The sequence below is a fragment of the Streptomyces sp. NPDC052023 genome (assembly GCF_044548465.1).
Classification (GTDB): Bacteria; Actinomycetota; Actinomycetes; order Streptomycetales; family Streptomycetaceae; genus Streptomyces.
This window is the reverse complement of record NZ_JBIUBW010000022.1, coordinates 70,305-90,419: the sequence shown is the minus strand read 5'-3', so window position 1 is coordinate 90,419 and position 20,115 is coordinate 70,305. Positions and strand designations below refer to the sequence as shown.

The 20,115-nt window shown below is 72.0% G+C and carries 14 protein-coding genes; 7 read left to right on the top strand and 7 right to left on the bottom strand.

What is annotated here, in order from left to right; translation table 11 throughout:
* Positions 1 to 27 precede the first annotated feature (27 nt).
* From ACIHCM_RS31800 to ACIHCM_RS31785, 4 genes are all read right to left on the bottom strand, one after another.
* Positions 28 to 771, bottom strand: coding sequence for a Tat pathway signal sequence domain protein (locus ACIHCM_RS31800; RefSeq protein WP_399903501.1), 744 nt, complete (start codon positions 769 to 771; stop codon positions 28 to 30).
* On the bottom strand, positions 762 to 1,190 hold the full coding sequence (locus ACIHCM_RS31795) for a hypothetical protein (RefSeq protein WP_399903499.1): 429 nt from the start codon (positions 1,188 to 1,190) through the stop codon (positions 762 to 764). The genes ACIHCM_RS31800 and ACIHCM_RS31795 overlap by 10 nt, the downstream gene beginning before the upstream one ends.
* Before the next feature lie 57 nt (positions 1,191 to 1,247).
* Complete coding sequence (locus ACIHCM_RS31790) at positions 1,248 to 1,736, bottom strand: PaaI family thioesterase (RefSeq protein WP_399903496.1); 489 nt, start codon at positions 1,734 to 1,736, stop codon at positions 1,248 to 1,250.
* Positions 1,737 to 1,827: 91 nt separating this feature from the next.
* Positions 1,828 to 4,107, bottom strand: coding sequence for an FdhF/YdeP family oxidoreductase (locus tag ACIHCM_RS31785; protein WP_399903493.1), 2,280 nt, complete (start codon positions 4,105 to 4,107; stop codon positions 1,828 to 1,830).
* Between the two features lie 237 nt (positions 4,108 to 4,344).
* On the opposite strand from ACIHCM_RS31785, the gene polA reads away from it, so the two are divergent.
* Positions 4,345 to 7,071: a DNA polymerase I gene (polA, locus tag ACIHCM_RS31780; protein WP_399903490.1), complete on the top strand. Its 2,727-nt coding sequence runs from the start codon at positions 4,345 to 4,347 to the stop codon at positions 7,069 to 7,071.
* A 1,422-nt stretch (positions 7,072 to 8,493) separates the two neighbouring features.
* On the opposite strand, the gene ACIHCM_RS31775 is transcribed toward polA, so the two are convergent.
* Positions 8,494 to 9,351, bottom strand: a complete 858-nt coding sequence (locus ACIHCM_RS31775; protein WP_399903487.1) for a DUF4184 family protein — start codon at positions 9,349 to 9,351, stop codon at positions 8,494 to 8,496.
* Between the two features lie 265 nt (positions 9,352 to 9,616).
* Here ACIHCM_RS31775 and ACIHCM_RS31770 point away from each other — a divergent pair, with 265 nt between their 5' ends.
* The 3 genes from ACIHCM_RS31770 to ACIHCM_RS31760 all read left to right on the top strand — a co-directional run bounded on the left by ACIHCM_RS31770 (position 9,617) and on the right by ACIHCM_RS31760 (position 12,644).
* The gene (locus ACIHCM_RS31770) at positions 9,617 to 11,347 is read left to right on the top strand and encodes a lytic transglycosylase domain-containing protein (RefSeq protein WP_399903484.1); all 1,731 of its coding nucleotides are present in this window, start codon (positions 9,617 to 9,619) and stop codon (positions 11,345 to 11,347) included.
* A gap of 148 nt (positions 11,348 to 11,495) precedes the next feature.
* Positions 11,496 to 11,630 carry an SPW_0924 family protein gene (locus ACIHCM_RS31765; protein WP_399903481.1) on the top strand — a complete coding sequence of 45 codons (135 nt, stop codon included), beginning with the start codon at positions 11,496 to 11,498 and terminating at the stop codon, positions 11,628 to 11,630.
* Positions 11,631 to 11,651: 21 nt separating this feature from the next.
* Positions 11,652 to 12,644 (top strand): DUF3068 domain-containing protein, encoded by a 993-nt coding sequence (locus tag ACIHCM_RS31760; protein ID WP_399903478.1) that lies wholly within the window; start codon positions 11,652 to 11,654, stop codon positions 12,642 to 12,644.
* Here the strand turns inward: ACIHCM_RS31760 and hrpB are convergent.
* Positions 12,634 to 15,198, bottom strand: a complete 2,565-nt coding sequence (gene hrpB / locus ACIHCM_RS31755) for an ATP-dependent helicase HrpB (protein WP_399903475.1) — start codon at positions 15,196 to 15,198, stop codon at positions 12,634 to 12,636. The genes ACIHCM_RS31760 and hrpB overlap by 11 nt on opposite strands.
* A 79-nt stretch (positions 15,199 to 15,277) precedes the next feature.
* The gene (locus ACIHCM_RS31750; RefSeq protein ID WP_399903472.1) at positions 15,278 to 16,138 is read right to left on the bottom strand and encodes a class I SAM-dependent methyltransferase; all 861 of its coding nucleotides are present in this window, start codon (positions 16,136 to 16,138) and stop codon (positions 15,278 to 15,280) included.
* 319 nt (positions 16,139 to 16,457) lie between these two features.
* On the opposite strand from ACIHCM_RS31750, the gene rpsA reads away from it, so the two are divergent.
* The 3 genes from rpsA (at position 16,458) to coaE (ending at position 19,982) form a co-directional block, all read left to right on the top strand.
* A complete protein-coding gene (gene rpsA / locus ACIHCM_RS31745; RefSeq protein ID WP_399903469.1) occupies positions 16,458 to 17,954 on the top strand; it encodes a 30S ribosomal protein S1 in 1,497 nt (498 codons plus the stop codon).
* Between the two features lie 204 nt (positions 17,955 to 18,158).
* Positions 18,159 to 19,097, top strand: coding sequence for a PAC2 family protein (locus ACIHCM_RS31740; protein ID WP_399903466.1), 939 nt, complete (start codon positions 18,159 to 18,161; stop codon positions 19,095 to 19,097).
* Between the two features lie 252 nt (positions 19,098 to 19,349).
* On the top strand, positions 19,350 to 19,982 hold the full coding sequence (coaE, locus tag ACIHCM_RS31735; RefSeq protein ID WP_399903464.1) for a dephospho-CoA kinase: 633 nt from the start codon (positions 19,350 to 19,352) through the stop codon (positions 19,980 to 19,982).
* Positions 19,983 to 20,115 lie beyond the last annotated feature (133 nt).

Below are 20,115 nucleotides of genomic sequence, written 5' to 3'. Positions count from 1 at the left end.
AGTCTGACGAAGGCTGTGACTCTCTTGTTATGACACGACGTAATGCAGAGCGGTACTGAGCGGGTGGAAGCGCGGAATTGCGGCCGATTCGCCCTGTCCGCATAATGAGACTCGCAGGACTGGCTGCCCCTTATCAGTAGCGTTCCGGGTGTTTGGTAATGGCAAGGACTTGTTGCCGCAGGCTACTTGGAGGGCGTGCGAGAGGTCGTGCGCATAGTGCTCGCCGAGGATGAAACTGTGTGCTTCCATTGCGCGCGTATTACGCAGGGTTACATCCAGGAAAGGGAGTCCGGCGTTCCGCGGCACTTTTCCGCAATCGGTGGCCCGCATGGTGATCTCGATCTTGTGCGGGTCACCGGCGCGGATACGGAAAGGCGGGCGGGGAATCGCCGTCAGGGAAAGCCCCTCGTACGGCTGGCTTATCCGGGTCACCGTGACCGGCGGGCCGGAGTGCGCGGTCACCGTCACCGTGAAGCGGAAGCCGGTGACCGGTCGGCCGCCGGGGAGCGGGCCGAAGTAGGTGAAGCGGACCGTCTGGGAAGGGGGCGGCGGCTCCGCCGGGGGAGGGGCTTCGGGGCCGGTGGCGTGCAGGAGGAAGCCGGCGGCCGCGAGGACGGTGACGGAGACGGTCGCGAGGAGGGCCCGGCGGTGCCCGGTGCACCACCGCGCGGCGCGTCCGAGTCGCCGCGCGGTGGCCGAGGAGGTGTGCGCCGGCTCCCACGTACGTGTGCCCTCACCCGGCTCGACCGGGCCTACGCCGCTCAACTCCACGGCCCTGAGGTCGGCCCGCCGTCGCGGTACCGCTCAATGCAGCGCTCGTGGGCCTGACGGGCGATCAACTTGTCAGCCGCAGGCAGCCCTTGGCGCCGCTGCACGGCTCGGGCCGCGTCGACCACGTCCCGCAGGATCTCGTACTGCCCGTTGGACAGGCCCATCGCCTGGTAGTCGCCGTAGGTGCCGCCGTCGAGAACCTCCCGGGACCAGTAGGTGATGATCCTCGCGCACACCTCGGCGGGTGGGGTGGCGTGCGGGGAGGGCGAGGTGGAGGCCGGTTCCGGAGCCGGAGCCGTGGCCGTTGCCGTAGCTGGGCCGGCCGTGCCGGGGGCCGGGCCGGCGCATCCGGTGAGGAGGGCGCCGGCCAGCAGGGCCAGCCCGAGGGCTGCCGATCGGGTGGGTCCTCCCGCTGCCATGTGCCGACGGTACGGCGCGGCGCGTCGAACCGGCAACGGCAAGGGAGTTGGAACGGATCAGCCCGCCGCGCGTACCCGGTCGGCGTCCTGCGGATTCACGTCCCGCAGCAGGCACGTCAGGCGGGCGGTGCAGACCCGGCGGCCGTCCTCGTCGCTGATCACGATCTCGTACGTCGCCGTGGAGCGACCGCGGTGCACGGGCGTGGCCACGCCGGTCACCAGGCCGGAGCGGACGCCCCGGTGATGGGTGCAGTTCAGGTCGACGCCCACGGCGATCTTGGAGCTGCCGCCGTGCAGCATGGAGCCGACCGAGCCGAGGGTCTCGGCGAGCACGGCGGACGCGCCGCCGTGCAGCAGGCCGTAGGGCTGGGTGTTGCCCTCGACGGGCATCGTGCCGACGACGCGGTCGGGCGAGGCCTCCACTATCTGCACGCCCATGCGCGTGCCCAGGTGCCCGGCGGAGAACAGGGCGGGCAGGTCCACGCCGAGCGCCGCGTACTCGTCGATGACCTCTTGCGGGAACTTCACCTGGCGCTGCTCGCCCATCGGGACCGGCTCCGTTTCGTCTTCGTCGTCCTCGTCGGACGCAATCGTCGTCGGACGCGTCCTGGTCGGACGCGTCTGGCTGAGCAAACGCTCAGTCGGTCGCCGATTGTTCCAGACGGACGACGACGGACTTGCTGGCCGGGGTGTTGCTGACGTCGGCGGTGGAGTCCAGGGGGACCAGGACGTTGGTCTCGGGGTAGTAGGCGGCGGCGCAGCCCCGCGCGGTCGGGTAGTGCACGACCCGGAAGCCGGGCGCACGCCGCTCCACGCCGTCCGTCCACTCGCTGACGAGATCGACGTACGAGCCGTCGGCGACGTTGAGTTCGCGCGCGTCCTCGGGGTTGACGAGGACGATCCGGCGGCCGCCACGGATGCCCCGGTAGCGGTCGTCGAGGCCGTAGATCGTGGTGTTGTACTGGTCGTGCGAGCGCAGTGTCTGCAGCAGCAGCCGGCCCTCGGGCAGCTTCGGGTACTCGACGGGCGCGGCGGTGAAGTTGGCCTTGCCCGTGGCCGTCGGGAAGCGGCGCTCGTCGCGCGGGGCGTGGGGCAGGGCGAAGCCGCCGGGGTGGGCGACGCGCGCGTTGAAGTCCTGGAAGCCGGGGATCACGCGGGCGATGCGGTCACGGATCGTGGCGTAGTCCTTCTCGAACTCCTCCCACGGTGTGAGGCTGCGCTCGCCCAGCACCCGGCGGGCCAGACGGCAGACGATCGCCGGCTCGGACAGCAGGTGCGCGCTCGCGGGCTCCAGGCGGCCGCGGGAGGCGTGCACCATGCCCATGGAGTCCTCGACGGTCACGAACTGCTCGCCGCTGCCCTGGAGGTCGCGCTCGGTGCGGCCCAGGGTGGGCAGGATCAGGGCCCGCGCGCCCGTGACCACATGACTGCGGTTGAGCTTGGTCGACACATGCACCGTGAGGCGGGCGCGCCGCATCGCCGCCTCGGTGACGCCGGTGTCGGGGGAGGCGGAGACGAAGTTGCCGCCCATGGCGAAGAAGACCTTCGCCTCGCCGTCGCGCAGGGCGCGGATCGCGCGGACGACGTCGTAGCCGTGCTCGCGTGGGGGAGCGAAGCCGAACTCGCGCTCCAGGGCGTCCAGGAAGGCCGGTGCCGGCCGCTCGAAGATGCCCATGGTGCGGTCGCCCTGCACGTTCGAGTGGCCGCGCACCGGGCACACGCCCGCGCCGGGACGGCCGATGTTGCCGCGTAGCAGCAGGAAGTTGACCACTTCGCGGATCGTGGGCACGGAGTGCTTGTGCTGGGTGAGGCCCATGGCCCAGCAGACGATGGTGCGCCGCGAGGCGAGCACCATGTCCAGCGCCTCCTGGATCCGGCGCTGGTCGAGTCCGGTCGCGGTGAGCGTCTCGTCCCAGTCGGCGGCGCGGGCGGCCGCGGCGAACTCCTCGTAGCCGTGCGTGTGCTCCCGGACGAAGTCCTCGTCGACGGCGCCCTCGGTCTGGACGATCAGCTTGTTGAGAAGGCGGAACAGGGCCTGGTCGCCGCCGATGCGGATCTGCAGGAACAGGTCCGTGAGCGAGGACCCGCCGGCCAGGCCCTTCGCCGTCTGCGGGTTCTTGAACCGCTCCAGACCGGCCTCGGGCAGCGGGTTGACGCTGATGATCCGCGCGCCGTCGGCCTTGGCCTTCTCCAGGGCGGAGAGCATGCGCGGGTGGTTGGTGCCGGGGTTCTGGCCGGCCACGATGATCAGGTCGGCCTTGTACAGGTCCTCCAGCAGGACGCTGCCCTTGCCGACGCCGATGGTCTGGGAGAGCGCCGAGCCGGACGACTCGTGGCACATGTTCGAGCAGTCGGGCAGGTTGTTAGTGCCGAGCTCGCGCGCGAAGAGCTGGTAGAGGAAGGCGGCCTCGTTGCTGGTGCGTCCCGAGGTGTAGAAGACGGCCTCGTCGGGGGAGCCGAGGGCGTCGACCTCCTCGGCGACGATGTCGAAGGCGCGCTCCCAGGTGACCGGCTCGTAGCGGTCTGCTCCCTCGGGGAGGTACATGGGGTGGGCGAGCCGGCCCTGCTGGCCGAGCCAGTACCCGCTGCGGGTCGCGAGGTCGGCGACCGGGTGGGCGGCGAAGAACTCCGGGGTGACCCGGCGCAGGGTGGCCTCCTCGGCGACCGCCTTCGCGCCGTTCTCACAGAACTCCGCCCTGTGCCGGTGGTCCGGCTCGGGCCAGGCGCAGCCGGGGCAGTCGAAGCCGTCCTTCTGGTTGACGCTGAGGAGGGTCAGGGCGGTCCGCCTGACGCCCATCTGCTGCTGTGCGATGCGCAGGGTGTGCCCGATGGCGGGCAGCCCGGCCGCCGCGTGCTGCGGCCCGGCGACCTGCGGCGCGTCCTGGACCGGATCCGCCTTGGGCGGCTTCGTTGCCATCGCCCGCTCTCCTTCGCCTCCGCATGTGAGCTACATCTCCGATACTCCCACGTGGCGGTGACAACGGCGGCGGCCGGTCCCGGCCCGGATCCGGCACGGTGCGCGGAACTGCTGCCCGCCGCGACGGTGCCCGGCCACGACGGCCGAGTCCGTCGTCCGGGGCCGCGATCCCCGAGGCGTCCGGTGCGTCCCGGAGGCCGGGGCCGACTGTCGGTGGGGCGTGGCAGGATCGGGGACGTGGCAGAGACAGCATCGAAGAAGACCGACAGCACCTCCGGCGGCAGCCGCCCGCGCCTGATGCTCATGGACGGGCACTCGCTGGCCTACCGCGCGTTCTTCGCGCTGCCCGCGGAGAACTTCACGACCGTGACGGGCCAGCCGACGAACGCGATCTATGGTTTCGCGTCGATGCTGGCCAACACGCTGCGCGACGAGGCGCCGACGCACTTCGCGGTGGCCTTCGACGTCTCCCGCAAGACCTGGCGCTCCGAGGAGTTCACGGAGTACAAGGCGAACCGCTCGAAGGCCCCCGACGAGTTCAGGGGCCAGGTCGAGCTGATCGGCGAGCTGCTCGACGCGATGCACGCCCCGCGCTTCGCGATCGAGGGGTACGAGGCGGACGACGTCATCGCCACGCTGACCACGCAGGCCGAGGCCGAGGGCTTCGACGTGCTGATCGTCACCGGCGACCGCGACTCCTTCCAGCTCGTCTCGGAGCACACGACGGTGCTCTACCCGACGAAGGGCGTCTCGGAGCTGACCCGGTTCACCCCGGAGAAGGTCTTCGAGAAGTACGGGTTGACGCCCGCGCAGTACCCCGACTTCGCGGCGCTGCGCGGCGACCCGTCGGACAACCTGCCCGGCATCCCCGGCGTCGGGGAGAAGACGGCCGCCAAGTGGATCAACCAGTTCGGCTCGTTCGCGGAGCTGGTCGAGCGCGTCGACGAGGTGAAGGGCAAGGCCGGGCAGAACCTGCGCGACCACCTGGAGGCGGTGAAGCTGAACCGCCGGCTCACCGAGCTGGAGCGGCGGGTCGAGCTGGACAGGACGGTCGCCGACCTGACGCGCGTGCCGTACGACCGCAAGGCCGTGGCGCTGGTGCTGGACACTCTGGAGATCAGGAACCCCTCGCTGCGCGAGCGGCTCTTCGGCGTCGACCCGGGTGCCGAGGAGGCCGAGACGACCCCGGTCGTCACCGAGGGCGTGGAGCTGGACGGCACGGTGCTGGGCACGGGCGAGCTCGCGCCGTGGCTCGCCGTGCACGCCACGGACGCGCTCGGTGTCGCCACCGTCGACACCTGGGCGCTGGGCACGGGCTCGGTCGCCGAGGTCGCGCTGGCCGCGCCCGGCGGAGCCGCCGCCTGGTTCGACCCGGCCGAGCTGGACGAGGCCGACGAGAAGGCCCTGGCGGAATGGCTGGCCGACGCCGGCCGGCCCAAGATCTTCCACAACGCCAAGGGCGCGATGCGGGTCTTCGCCGAGCACGGCTGGTCCATCGAGGGCGTCGCCATGGACACCGCGCTCGCCGCCTATCTGGTGAAGCCCGGCCGCCGCTCCTTCGACCTGGACGCGCTGTCCCTGGAGTACCTGCACCGGGAGCTGGTCCCCGCGTCCGCGGCCGACGGGCAGCTCGCCTTCGGCGCGGACGACGGTGCCGAGGCCGAGGCGCTGATGATCCAGGCCCGCGCCATCCTCGACCTGGGGCAGGCCTTCGAGGGCCGGCTCGCGGAGGTCGGCGCGGCGGAGCTGCTGCGCGACATGGAGTTGCCGACCTCCGCCCTGCTGGCCCGGATGGAGCGCAACGGCATCGCGGCCGATCGCGCCCACCTGGAAACGATGGAACAGATGTTCGCCGGTGCGGTGCAGCAGGCCGTGAAGGAGGCTCACGCGGCGGCCGGGCACGAGTTCAATCTGGGTTCGCCCAAGCAGCTCCAGGAGGTCCTCTTCGGCGAGCTGGCCCTGCCGAAGACGAAGAAGACGAAGACCGGCTACACCACCGACGCCGACGCCCTGGCCTGGCTGGCGACGCAGACCGACAACGAACTGCCGGTGATCATGCTCCGGCACCGTGAGCAGGCCAAGCTGCGGGTGACGGTCGAGGGCCTGATCAAGACGATCGCGACGGACGGCCGGATCCACACGACGTTCAACCAGACGGTCGCCGCGACCGGCCGCCTGTCGTCCACGGACCCGAACCTGCAGAACATCCCGGTCCGCACGGACGAGGGCCGGGCCATCCGCCGCGGCTTCGTCGTCGGCGAGGGCTACGAGTCGCTGATGACGGCCGACTACAGCCAGATCGAGCTGCGCGTGATGGCCCACCTGTCCGAGGACGCCGGGCTGATCGAGGCGTTCACGTCCGGTGAGGACCTGCACACCACGGCGGCCTCGCAGGTGTTCGCGGTCGAGCCCACCGCGGTGGACGCGGAGATGCGCCGCAAGATCAAGGCCATGTCGTACGGCCTGGCCTACGGGCTGTCGGCCTTCGGCCTCTCCCAGCAGCTGAACATCGAGGCGGCGGAGGCCCGCGCCCTGATGGACGCCTACTTCGAGCGCTTCGGCGGCGTGCGGGACTATCTGCGCCGGGCCGTCGACGAGGCGCGCGCGACGGGGTACACGGCGACGCTCTTCGGGCGCCGGCGCTACCTGCCCGACCTCAACAGCGACAACCGGCAGCGGCGGGAGGCCGCCGAGCGGATGGCTCTCAACGCGCCGATCCAGGGCACGGCGGCCGACATCGTCAAGATCGCCATGCTCAAGGTGGACGGGGCGTTGCGCGAGTCCGGCCTCAAGTCCCGCCTGCTCCTGCAGGTGCACGACGAAGTCGTCCTGGAGATCGCTCCCGGCGAGCGCGAGGCGACGGAGGAACTGGTCCGCCACGAGATGGCGCACGCCGTCGACCTCAGGGCACCCCTGGATGTCTCGGTGGGTGTGGGCCCCGACTGGGAGTCGGCGGCACACTAGCCGCGCGGCGCACAGCCGTCCGACGCAGGAGCCCCCGGCACGGGTGCCAGGGGCTCCGGGTGCGTTGCGGGGCACCGGCGCGGTGCCTCCTGCCGGGTGCCTGCGCGCCGCGCCATGCGGCCCCAGAGCGACGCCGCCCGGCTGGGGCTCCAGCTCCTTTGGGTCTGTGGCTGGGTGGGTTGCCGCATGGCCGGGGTCTGTGCCCTCCCGGGCCCGCGGGTCGGGCGTGCTGCTCGGCTGGGCTTCGGCTTTCTGGGCCTGTGGCTGGGGTGCGGTCCTCTATGACTGGGGTCTGTGCCCTCTGGGGCCTGTGGCGGGGTGGGGTGCTGCTCGGCTGGGCCCTTTGGGCCTGAGGGCCGGGTGGGGTGCTGCTCGGCTGTGCCCTTTGGGCCTGAGGGCCGGGTGGGGTGCTGCTCGGCTGTGCCCTTTGGGCCTGAGGGCCGGGTGCGGTGCTGCTCGGCTTCAGCCCTCGTGGGCCTCTGGCCGGGTGCGGCGCCGCTTGCCCGGGCTCTGCGCGCGCCGGGGCGGTGGCCCATCCTGACGGCCGCGCCGCCGCCCGCGCCCGGCTGGGCCTGCCGCCCCGTGCCTTGCGGCCCAGGTACGGCGTCGCTCGGCTCTGGCCTCCGCCCGCCGGCCCTGCCCCCGTGGGCCGGCCTCGCGGCCTCCGTCCGCCGCTCTGCCCCCCTCGCCGGCCCCGCGTGCCTCCGCCAGGGGGCCCTGCGGCCCCCGCCGTCGGCCTCCGTCCGCCTGCTCCGCGGCCTCCGTCCGCCTGCTCCGCGGCCCCCGCCTCCCCGGCCTGCGGCCTGACGCCGTGGCAAGCCCCGGCCGCCTTACGCCGTGGCAGCCCCGTGAATCAGGCGCAGTCCGCTGAACGCCCCCGCAGCGTGCCCCGGCATCGGCAACCCCGTGACCAGCCACAACGCCGGTCAGGCAACACAGCGGACCCTCAGCCCGGCCCGCCCCCGGCACCCCCGCGGCACCTCGTCCCCGCACCGGCCGCCCCCCAGCCGCCCCCCGGAGGGACCTTCACCCACGTGGCCCCCGCGAAAAAGCACCCCGGCACCCGCGCCCGTCAAGATGCCGCCATGGGTATACGCATGCTCAGCCGCCGAACGGCCCCGGCTCAGCCCCCGCCCGCGCCCCCGCCGCACGCGGCCGGCGCAAGCACCGCCCGCATCCCCCTGGGCCCGGCGACATCGCTGTGTCACGCCGCAGGCAAGCTCCGCCGTCGCGTCGCCACGGACTGGGAGAGACGAAAAACCGCGGCCTTCGGCCCTCGTGACACCGCCGCCTGGCGCCTGTGGGCCGATCTGGCCCGCAGCTACGTGACCCTCTGCCTCACCCTGCTGCCCCGGCCCCATCCGCGCCCGGCACGCACGCTCAGCGTGTTCGTGGCGCCGCTCCCCGTCGCCGCCGGTGTGATCAAGCCCCCTGACGGCTCCGGTCCCGCTCCCTGCCGGCGTCTGCCGAACCGCTAGGCACGGCAGCCGGCCGCCGCAGCCGCACGGCGACGGCGTAGGACAGCACCCCGGCCAGCAGCCCCGCCCCCGCACCGAAACACAGGGTCGGGATCAGCTCCCAGGGCTTCGCCGAGGACCCCCAGTACGCCCACCACCGCGTCGCCCGGTGCGCCGCCGCGACCAGCGCACAGCCGCCGATCACGACGCCGGCCAGCCACCGCTCCCGCACGGACAGCGCGGGCACCCCCACCGGCTCGGCCGCGGGCGCCCGCCGTAGCGCGACCACCACGAATGCGGCGATGACCAGCACGGCGAGCGCGGAACCGCCGTACTGGAGGTACCAGTACAGCGGCGAGCCCGCGATCTCCCGCCCCAGCACCGGAAACAGCCGCATCCCCCATCGGTCGAGGTGCGTGAACGCGTCCCAGACCACGTGCGTGAGCGCGCCGAGCACGGCGGAGAGGTACCACCGCGCCACCAGAGAGGGCCGTACGCGCGCGCGTGCCGTCCCGCAGCGCAGCAGCCAGGCGACCCGAGGCCGGCGTCCGCGCGGCAGCAGGGCCACCAGTGGTTCGCGTACCAGCAGCCAGAGCCCGACCAGCGCCCAGGCGATGAGCACGTCGACCGTGAACACACCCGCGAAGGAGTGCGTGACGTCGCCGAACTCCATCGCGCCGGACAGCACACTCGCCACGTAATAGGTCATGTCGGGTGCGAACGACCCGGCGAGGAGGACTGCTGGAACCAGCGGGCCCCGCCCGGATCCGTCGGGCCGGACGGCGGGCAGCACGGCTGCCGCATGACTGAGGGTGAACGGCAACGGTACTCCCCAAGGCGGACGTTGACGTTCAGTATCGACGACGCCGCGCCGCCCTGGGGTGAGACCGACGCCACAACGCCGTATGACCAAGCGGTGAAGACCGGGCAGGAACGGGTCCCGGCACGCGCGAAGTTGCCGTAGGGTCGCGTGGGTTGACGTACCGGGCAGCGCGTGCAACCGCCACCAGGTGACGGTAGGCGTCAACAGCGCAGTGGTAAAAGGGCATATGCGGGCGACTCGGGCGCCTACGGGAGGGGTTCATTTCATGGCGGCGCATTTCGGTACGAGGCTGCGCAAGGGCGCGGCGAACACCGCCGTGGCCGCGGCTGTCGCGGCGGCGCTGGTCGCTTCCCAGGCCCCGGGAGTCGAGACCGACGGCGCCGGCAGACAGAGCACTTCCGGCACCCAGCCCTCGTCCGACACGCCCACCGAGGACAGCGCGACCGGCAATTCGCCGTACTACACGGACCTGCCGCCGCTGGAGAGCCCCAACCCCGCGCCCACCACCGGCCCCACCACCGGCCCGGCCGCCCCGGGTGACGCCGCCGCGGGTATACCCGCGACCGTCCTCGACGCCTACCGGAAGGCGGAGACCGCGCTGGGCGAGGCCAGGCCCGGCTGCAACCTGCCCTGGCAACTTCTCGCCGCCATCGGCAAGGTCGAGTCGGGTCATGCGGGCGGCGGCAACGTGGACGCCGACGGCAACACGATCACCCCGATCCTCGGCCCGGCGCTGAACGGCAACGGCTTCGCCCACATCAGCGACACCGACAACGGCGCGTTCGACGACGACAGCACGTACGACCGGGCCGTGGGCCCGATGCAGTTCATCCCCTCCACCTGGTCCTGGGCGGGCCGCGACGGCAACGGCGACGGGGTCGAGAACCCGAACAACGTCTACGACGCCGCCCTCGCCGCCGGCCACTACCTGTGCCGCTTCGGCTGGGACCTGTCCGTCGAGGACGACCTGCGCCGCGCGATCCTCAGTTACAACAACTCGACGGACTACCTGAACACCGTCCTGTCCTGGCTGGAGTACTACCGCAAGGGCACGCACGAAGTCCCCGACGGCACCGGCACCCTGCCCGGGAACCGCAGCGACGTCCCCCGCGGGTCCAACCCGTCCACGCGGCCCCACACGCCGGGGACCGGCCCGGCAAACCCGTCCCCGAAGCCGCCGTCGGGCGGTGGCACCACTCCCTCGAAGCCCACACCCCCGAAGCCCGAGCCGCCGGTCACTCCGCCGACCGCCACCGACACGGTGGACCACCTCGAGGACAGCGGCACGGCGCGGCTCACGGCGATGGCGGGCGACGCGTTCGCCGAGCGGGTCAGCACCCGCGCCGAGAGCAAGGAGGGCAAGGGCGTCGCCAAGGTGCGCGTCCGTTTCACGATCGTGGGTGACACCGACGCCACCTTCACCGGTGGCGAGAAGGTCGCCACGGTCGTCACCGGTAGCGTGGGCGTCGCCGTCGCGCCGGCGCTGAAGGCGGGCGAGAAGACCGGCTCGTTCACCGTGCGGGCCACGGTCGTCGGCCGTTCCGTCCGCGGCGTCGACTACACCGCGACCGTGACCGCCCGCGCCGCTGACGCCCTCGCGCGCACCGGCGAGACCCCGATGACCTGCACGGTGGGCGGCGAGTTCGCCGACCAGGTCGAGGTGGAGGCGACGTACCGGGGCGCCGCGGCGGACGGGGTGGCGGTCACCGCCACCCTCATCAAGTCGGTGCTCGACCCGGCCGAGAGCGACAAGGGCCCGTACTTCAAGGACGCCGAGGGCAAGCCCGTACGCACCCTCACGGGCCTGGAGACGGACGCGAACGGCCTGCTGAAGCTGCCCAAGCTGTACGCGGACGACAACGCCGGCTCCTACATGCTCCGCCTCACCACGGAGGGCGGCGCCACGCTCAACGTCCTGCTGAACGTGACGGCCGCGCAGACGCCGTCGCCGAGCCCCTCGGCGAGCGCGAGCCAGTCGGCGGACCCCGGCGCGTAGCTCCGGCCTCATCGCACACACAGTGGCGGCGCCCCTCCCGGCGAGGAGGGGCGCCGCCACTGTGTGTGCGACGTGTTCTCATCTCGCCCGCTCGTTGCTACGGTGCCGGACCTGACGAGGTATCAGTTCCAGTTCGCCGGAGGCAGGCATGCGTGCCCTGATCGCCGCGGTGACCGGTCTCGCCGTCGCCGTCGCCCTGGTGCTCACGATCACGGCCATGGGCGCACCGACGGGCGGGACGTCCCCGAAACCCCTGCTGACGACGGTGCCGGCACACCCGTGACCCCGGCGGAGGGAGACCGAGATGCGCCGCAGGACCAGCCTGATTCTGCTCGCCCTCGCCGTGTTCTTCGCGGCCCTTGCCCCCTTGCTGCGCTGGTACGCCTTCCCGCGCCTGGCGAAGATCCCGCCGAACCAGTACCAGGACATGGTTCTGGAGGCGAAGGACGCCACGCTCCTCGACTACGGCACCATGCAGGCCCGCAAGGTCCCCGAGGTGACCATCGTGCAGACCCTCAAGGGCGACGTGGAGGCCTCGGAACGGATCGAGCGCACGGCGGGCCGTGACGTGGTCGTCTGGGACAGCCTGTCCTACGTCCAGGGCCCCGACGGCAAGATGGTCTCCAGGATCCCCGAGCGGTACATCTTCGACGCCCACACCCAGGAACCCGTCCACGCCACCGGCGAGATGGTCGACGGCGACCCTGTGCGGCGGGAAGGCATCGAGTTCAAGTGGCCCTTCCTGACCGAAAAACGAAACTACGAGTACTTCGACGCACAAGCGCGCATCACCGCACCCATCCACTACAAGGGCACACAGACCTTCCGCGGCGTCGAGGTCTACTACTTCGAGCAGACGATCCCGTGGACGAAGGTCCCGTTCCCCAAGGTCATGCCCGTCGAGGGAATCACCCCCGAGTCCGTGGCCAAGACGGGCACGACGCGCTGGTACACCACGGTCCGCAAGTTCTGGGTGGAACCGCTCACCGGCGCACCCGTCTACGGCGAGGAGATCCACAAGGAAGAACTCCGCGGCGGCACCCTGCTCGGCGACCGCGACAAGGTCACGGCCTTCGCAGGCCACGTGAAGATGCGCGAGGACTACATCGACCACACGGTCGACCTGGTCAAGTCCAACCGCACCCTGGTCCTGCTGATGACCTCCTACCTCCCCTGGGGCCTTCTGACGCTGGGCGTCCTGCTGCTCGCCCTCGCCCTGTACCTGGAGGCCCGTGGCCGCCGCTCCGGCGAGGCGGCTCCTGAGGAGAGCACCGCAGCGGAACCTGTCAGCGCCTGAGTCGTGCGTTGGTGTGCCGGGTGGGCTCGGCGGTGGCCGGGTCCTCGGGCCACGGATGCTTGGGGTAGCGGCCGCGCAACTCCGCCCGTACGCCCTTGTAGCCATCCCGCCAGAAGGAGGCGAGGTCCGCGGTGACCGCTGCGGGACGGCCGGCGGGGGAGAGCAGATGCACGAGCACGGGGACCCCCGCGAGGGCGGGCGACTCCTGGAGCCCGAACATCTCCTGCAACTTCACGGCCAGGACGGGCCGTTCGGGATCGGCGTAGTCGACCCGGATGCCGGACCCACTCGGCACGGTGATCCGCTCGGGCGCGAGCTCGTCCAGCCGCACCGCCTCCCCCGAGGCCCAGGGCAGCAACCGGGCCAGTGCCTGCCCGGCGTCGATCCGCGCCAGATCACTCCGCCGCCGCGCTCGGCTCAGCTCGGGCTCCAGCCACTCCTCCACGCGCGCGTGCAGCGCCTCGTCGGACACGTCCGGCCACGGCTCCCCGAGGTGCCACCGCAGGAACGCGAGCCGCTGCCGCAGCACGGTCGCCTCCGGCGGCCACCGCAGCAACCCGAACCCTTCCCGCCGCATCCCCTCCACCAGCGCATCCCGTACGAGGCCGGGAGCCGCGTCCGGCAGCGGCCGCACCGCCAGCTCGACGGCCCCGAGCCGCTCGACGCGCCGGGCGACGACGTCACCGCCGGCCCAGTGGACCTCCTGCGCCTCGGTGCGGAAAGTCCCCGCCGCCAGCCGCGCGACCTCCTCGTCCACCTCGGCGGCGAGCCGCACACGCGCGTGCCCCTTGCCCAGCGGGCGGTCGGCGACGGCGACGGCGAGCCAGGGCGCTCCCCGCAGGGGTGAGGCCTCCCCGATCTCGGCCCGGGTCCCGGAGACCAGCAGATACGACCCGCCGTCGGCCCTGGCGACCCGCTCCGGGAAGGCGAGCGCGGCCACGACACCGGCGGGGTTCCCCGCCACGTGGGAAGCGCGCACGGAGTCCCGTCCGCCCGGGCCCCCGGACTCCGCGGCAGGCGGCCGGCGGTCGTCGGTGGGCGGATGGGCCTGCTCCGCCAGGACGGCCCGCAGCCGCCGGACCTCCGCGCGCCAGCGCCCCGCATAGGCGTCGCCCCCACGCCGGACAGCCCTCAGCGCGGCGGCCAGGTCCTCCCCGTACTCCCGAGGCGCCTCCTCACTGAGCAGGGCGACCACCTCGGCCGACCGCTCGGCCCCGACGAACGCGGACGCATCGACCAGCGCCCGCCCCAGCCGCGGGTGCAACCCGAGCCGGGCCAGCCGCGCGCCCCGTTCCGTCGCCCGGCCGGCGGAGTCGACCGCCCCCACCGCCCGCAGCACACCCCGCGCCGCCGCCATGGCCCCGCCCGGCGGGGGATCGAGCAGCGCCAGTCCGGACGCCTCCGGATCCCCCCAGCACGCCGCCTGCAGCGCGAACGCCGTCAGATCGGCCACCTGGATCTCCGGCGCCGGGAACCGCGGCAGGCGCCCGTCCTCGGCCTCCGCCCAGCACCGGTACACGGCACCCGGCGCCTCGCGCCCGGCGCGCCCCGCCCGCTGCCGCCCGGCCGCCTGAGAGGCCCGTACGGTCGTCAGCGCACTCAGCCCGCGCGCGTGGTCCACCCGCGGTTCACGCGCCAGCCCGGCGTCCACGACCACGCGCACGCCGGGAACCGTCAGGGACGACTCGGCCACCGACGTCGCCAGCACCACCCTGCGCCGTGTCCCCGCCGACAGCACCGCGTCCTGCACGGCGGCCGGCGCCCGCCCGTGGACCTGCAGCACGTCGACATCCCCGGCATCCCCGAGCTGCCCGGCGACCTTCGCGATCTCCCCGACCCCCGGCAGGAAACACAGCACGTCCCCCGCCCGCTCGGCCAGCGCCCGGCGTACCACCGTCGCCACATGACCGAGCAGTGCCGGGTCGACGCGCATGCCGTGCGGCGGCCGTACGGGACGCGCCGGCGGCGCCCACACCACCTCGACCGGGTACGAGGCGCCCTCCGCCGCGACCACGGGAGCCCCGCCGAGCAGCCGGGCCCAGCCCTCGGAGTCCGTCGTCGCCGACGCGGCCACCAGCCGCAGCTCCGGCCGCAGCGCCTGCCGTACGTCCCACAGGAACGCCGCCACCGTGTCGGCGTCCAGATGCCGCTCGTGGCACTCGTCGAGGATCACCACGTCCACGCCGCTCAGCTCCTGGTCCCGCTGGAGCCGTTGCAGCAGCACGCCCGTCGTGACGACCTCCACGCGCGTGTGCCGTCCGACGGACCTCTCCCCGCGCACCGTGTAACCGACGCTCCCGCCGACCTGCTCGCCCAGCAGCCACGCCATCCGGCGTGCCGCAGCCCGCGCCGCGATCCGCCGGGGCTCGGCCACGACCACCCGCCGGGCCGGCCCTTCGCCGAGCAGCCCCGCCAGCGCGAGCGGCACCAGCGTCGTCTTGCCCGTGCCCGGGGGCGCGACGAGGACGGCCGTGCCGTGCCCGTCCAGGGCTCCCCGCAGGGCGGGCAGAGCGGTACGTACGGGGAGGGCGTCCAGGGCGTCGTGGCGGATCACGCACCTAGTGTCGTACGACCGCGACAGCGGCCCCGCGCGTGTGTACCTGCCGCGTGTGTGCCTGATGGGGGAGGTGGGCTCAGTCCCGCTCGCACACGAAGATCGCGGTACCGGGGATCAGGTTCCCGCGCAGCGGGGACCAGCCGCCCCATTCGGAGGTGTTCCAGGCCGGCCATTCCGGCTCCACCAGGTCCGCGAGGCGGAACCCGGACGCCACGACGTCCCGGACCCGGTCGCCGACCGTCCTGTGGTGCTCGACGTACACCGCGTGGCCGTGCTCGTCCTGTTCGACGTAGGGGGTCCGGTCGAAATACGAACTCGAAACGCTCAATCCGTCAGGGCCGGGCTCGTCCGGGAACGCCCAGCGGATCGGATGCGTCACCGAGAACACGAACCGGCCGCCCGGTCGCAGCACCCGCCGGACTTCCCGGAGCACCATCCGGGGATCCGCCACGAAGGGCATCGCCCCGTACGCCGAGCACGCCAGGTCGAAGGAGGCGTCCGCGAAGGGCAGGGCTGCCGCGTCGGCGCACACCAGAGGGAACGATCCGCCGATGCGCAGCGCGTGCTGGAGCTGGCGGTGGGAGAGGTCCAGGGCGACCGGGCGGGCGCCCTGCGCGGCCAGCCAGCGCGCGCACTGGGCGGCGCCGGCGCCGATCTCCAGCACGTCCTTGCCCTTGAGGTCCTCCGGCGGGCCGAGCAGCTCCGCCTCGACCTCGTCCAGCCCCTCGGGTCCCCACACGAAACGGTCGTCGCCGAGGAACGTGCCGTGCTCGGTCTGGTACTCGTCAGCGTTGCGGTCCCACCAGCCCCGGTTGGCCCGGGCGCTCTCCGTGACATCCGCGGTACGCCGGGTGGCTTCCGGCTCGAACGCTTCCGGCTCTTGGATGATCGGCTCCCTCGTCGTAATCTGCCGTCCAGCCCGTCCCGGGGGTGTCACGGGAGGGGCGCCTCACGGCCCGCGTGGCCTCAGGCGACAGGTTTTGTGCCGGTTATGGGGTGATCTGCCCCGGGTGTGCGCCTTCGCGCATTGACCCTGTCCGGCTGCCCCCGTATGCTACAAGTTGCGCTGCGGGCCTGCGCACCTCAGACGTAGCAGGCTGCGCTCGCATCTGTTGTATGTCCCCTCGGTTGTCGAGGCGCTGTCACCAGTTTCTGGTGGGGCGCTTCCTTGGCTGTCCGGCTTCTGCAGAGCGAAACGGGCTCCCGGCGTAAGCAGTACCTACGACTTCAATGTCCGTACCGGAGCCCTTTCCCACATGACGAGCAGCACCGAGACCACCGCCACCACCCCGCAGGTAGCGGTCAACGACATCGGTAACGAGGAAGCCTTCCTCGCCGCGATCGACGAGACGATCAAGTACTTCAACGACGGCGACATCGTCGACGGCGTCATCGTGAAGGTCGACCGGGACGAGGTCCTGCTCGACATCGGTTACAAGACCGAAGGCGTTATCCCGAGCCGCGAGCTCTCGATCAAGCACGACGTCGACCCCAACGAGGTCGTCGCCGTCGGTGACGAGATCGAGGCCCTGGTCCTCCAGAAGGAGGACAAGGAAGGCCGCCTGATCCTCTCGAAGAAGCGCGCCCAGTACGAGCGTGCCTGGGGCACCATCGAGAAGATCAAGGAAGAGGACGGGATCGTCACCGGTACCGTCATCGAGGTCGTCAAGGGTGGTCTCATCCTCGACATCGGCCTCCGTGGCTTCCTCCCGGCCTCCCTGGTCGAGATGCGCCGCGTCCGCGACCTCCAGCCCTACGTGGGCAAGGAGCTCGAGGCCAAGATCATCGAGCTGGACAAGAACCGCAACAACGTGGTCCTGTCCCGCCGTGCCTGGCTGGAGCAGACCCAGTCCGAGGTCCGCCAGACGTTCCTCACGACCCTCCAGAAGGGTCAGGTCCGTTCCGGCGTCGTCTCCTCGATCGTCAACTTCGGTGCCTTCGTGGACCTGGGTGGCGTCGACGGTCTGGTCCACGTCTCTGAGCTCTCCTGGAAGCACATCGACCACCCGTCCGAGGTTGTCGAGGTCGGCCAGGAAGTCACCGTCGAGGTCCTCGACGTCGACATGGACCGCGAGCGTGTCTCCCTGTCGCTGAAGGCGACCCAGGAAGACCCGTGGCAGCAGTTCGCCCGCACCCACCAGATCGGCCAGGTCGTGCCCGGCAAGGTCACGAAGCTGGTTCCGTTCGGTGCGTTCGTCCGCGTGGACGAGGGCATCGAGGGTCTGGTCCACATCTCCGAGCTGGCCGAGCGCCACGTGGAGATTCCGGAGCAGGTCGTCCAGGTCAACGACGAGATCTTCGTCAAGGTCATCGACATCGACCTCGAGCGCCGTCGCATCAGCCTCTCGCTGAAGCAGGCCAACGAGGCCTTCGGTGCCGACCCGGCCTCGGTCGAGTTCGACCCGACCCTGTACGGCATGGCCGCGTCCTACGACGACCAGGGCAACTACATCTACCCCGAGGGCTTCGACCCCGAGACCAACGACTGGCTCGAGGGCTACGAGACCCAGCGCGAGGCGTGGGAGCACCAGTACGCCGAGGCGCAGACCCGCTTCGAGCAGCACCAGCAGCAGGTCATCAAGTCCCGCGAGGCCGACGCCGCTGCCGCGGCCGAGGGCGGCGACGCGGCGGGTGCGGCTCCGGCCGCGTCCGGCGGTTCGTACTCCTCCGAGGGCCCGGACAACTCCGGCGCGCTGGCCTCGGACGAGGCGCTCGCCGCGCTGCGCGAGAAGCTGGCGGGCGGCCAGAGCTGAACGCTCACCGCTGAGGCCTAGCCGATAGCCAAGGGCCCGTACCCCCGTGGTACGGGCCTTTGGCGTGTCCGCGCTTGCCGAGAACTCCGCCCCGGCTCCGACGCGTTCACCTGCCGGCGCATCAGCCGATCTTGGCGTGCCGGACGGGAATGCCCGTCCGGTGGGTGGCGTTGTCGAGTACGGACACGAGGAGGAGCGGTCACTGTGCTTGATCCGCAGGGTTTGTACACGTGGGAGCCGAAAGGCCTGGCCGTCGTCGACATGGCGCTCGCCCAGGAGTCGGCCGGACTTGTCATGCTCTATCACTTCGACGGATACATCGACGCGGGCGAGACCGGCGACCAGATCGTCGACCGGCTCCTCGACACGCTGCCCCACCAGGTCGTCGCCCGCTTCGACCACGACCGGCTCGTCGACTACCGCGCCCGCCGTCCGCTGCTGACCTTCAAGCGCGACCGCTGGACCGACTACGAGGAGCCCACGATCGCCGTACGGCTCGTCCAGGACACCACCGGCGCGCCGTTCCTGCTGCTGTCCGGCCCGGAGCCGGACGTGGAGTGGGAGCGCTTCGCCGCGGCCGTGGACCAGATCGCGGAGCGCCTCGGCGTACGCCTCGCCGTGAACTTCCACGGCATCCCCATGGGCGTCCCGCACACCCGCCCGGTGGGCATCACCCCGCACGGCAACCGCACCGACCTCGTGCCCGGCTACCGCACCCCCTTCGACGAGGCCCAGGTGCCCGGCAGCGCCGAGTCCCTCGTGGAGTACCGCCTCATGCAGGCCGGCCACGACGTTCTGGGCGTCGCCGCGCACGTCCCGCACTACATCGCCCGCTCCGCGTATCCGGACGCGGCGCTGACCGTCCTGGAGACGATCACGGCCGCGACCGGGCTGGTGCTGCCGGGTATCGCCCACTCCCTGCGTACGCACGCCTATCGCACGCAGACGGAGATCGACCGGCAGATCCAGGAGGGCGACGAGGAACTCACCGCCCTCGTCCAGGGACTGGAGCACCAGTACGACGCCGTGGCCGGGGCCGAGACCCGCGGCAACATGCTCGCCGAGCCGGTGGAGATTCCGTCGGCCGACGAGATCGGGCAGGAGTTCGAGCGCTTCCTGGCGGAGCGTGAAGGGGAGAACTGAGGGCGTGGCTGTGGTGGGGCGGGGGGCTTGGACCGGGGCCTTGGGGCCTGTGGCTTGGGCCTGTGGCTTGGGCGCGGCAGCCTGGGGTGAGGGCTTGAGAGGCTCGGCTTGGGGTGAGGGCTTGGGACGGGGAGCCTTGCGTGGGGGGCTCGGGGGAGGGCTGTGCGGTGGGGTATCCCCAGGGGTGCGGTGTTCCCCGGGGGTGCGTCCCCACAGGGTGCGTCGTCACCGGGAGGGCCTAAGCTTCCGCTCATGCTGAAGGTGGGCCTGACCGGCGGGATCGGCGCCGGCAAGAGCGAGGTGTCGCGGCTGCTCGTGGAATGCGGAGCCGTGCTGGTCGACGCGGACCGCATCGCGCGGGAGGTCGTCGCGCCCGGCACTCCCGGGCTCGCCGCGGTGGTCGACGCCTTCGGTGACGAAGTGCTCGCCCCGGGCGGTGGCCTGGACCGGCCGAGGCTCGGGTCGATCGTCTTCGCCGACCCGGAGAAGCTGGCCGTCCTGAACTCGATCGTCCACCCCCTGGTGGGTGCCCGCTCCCACGAGCTGGAGTCCGCGGCTGCCGAAGACGCTGTCGTCGTCCATGACGTACCGCTCCTCGCCGAGAACAGCCTGGCGCCGCTCTACGATCTGGTGATCGTCGTCGACACCGCCCCCGAGACCCAGCTCGACCGGCTCGTACGGCTGCGGGGCATGACCGAGGAGGACGCACGCGCGCGCATGGCCGCCCAGGCGACGCGCGAGAAGCGCCTCCAGATCGCGGACATCGTGATCGACAACGACGTCCCGCTGCCGGAGCTGCGAGGGCGGGTGCGGGAGGTGTGGGCGGAGCTGGTGCGGCGGGCGCATGCGGCGCAGGGATCGCCTGCGGGGGAGCCACGGGGGTAGCGCCTGCGGTGCGCGGGCCTGCGGTGCGCGCCTGCGTTGTCCGCGCCTGCGGTGCGGCGGTTCGTGGTGCGGCGCTCGTGGTGCGGCGGTTCGTGGTGCGGAGCTGCGGTCGTGAGTGTGCTGCTACGTGTGT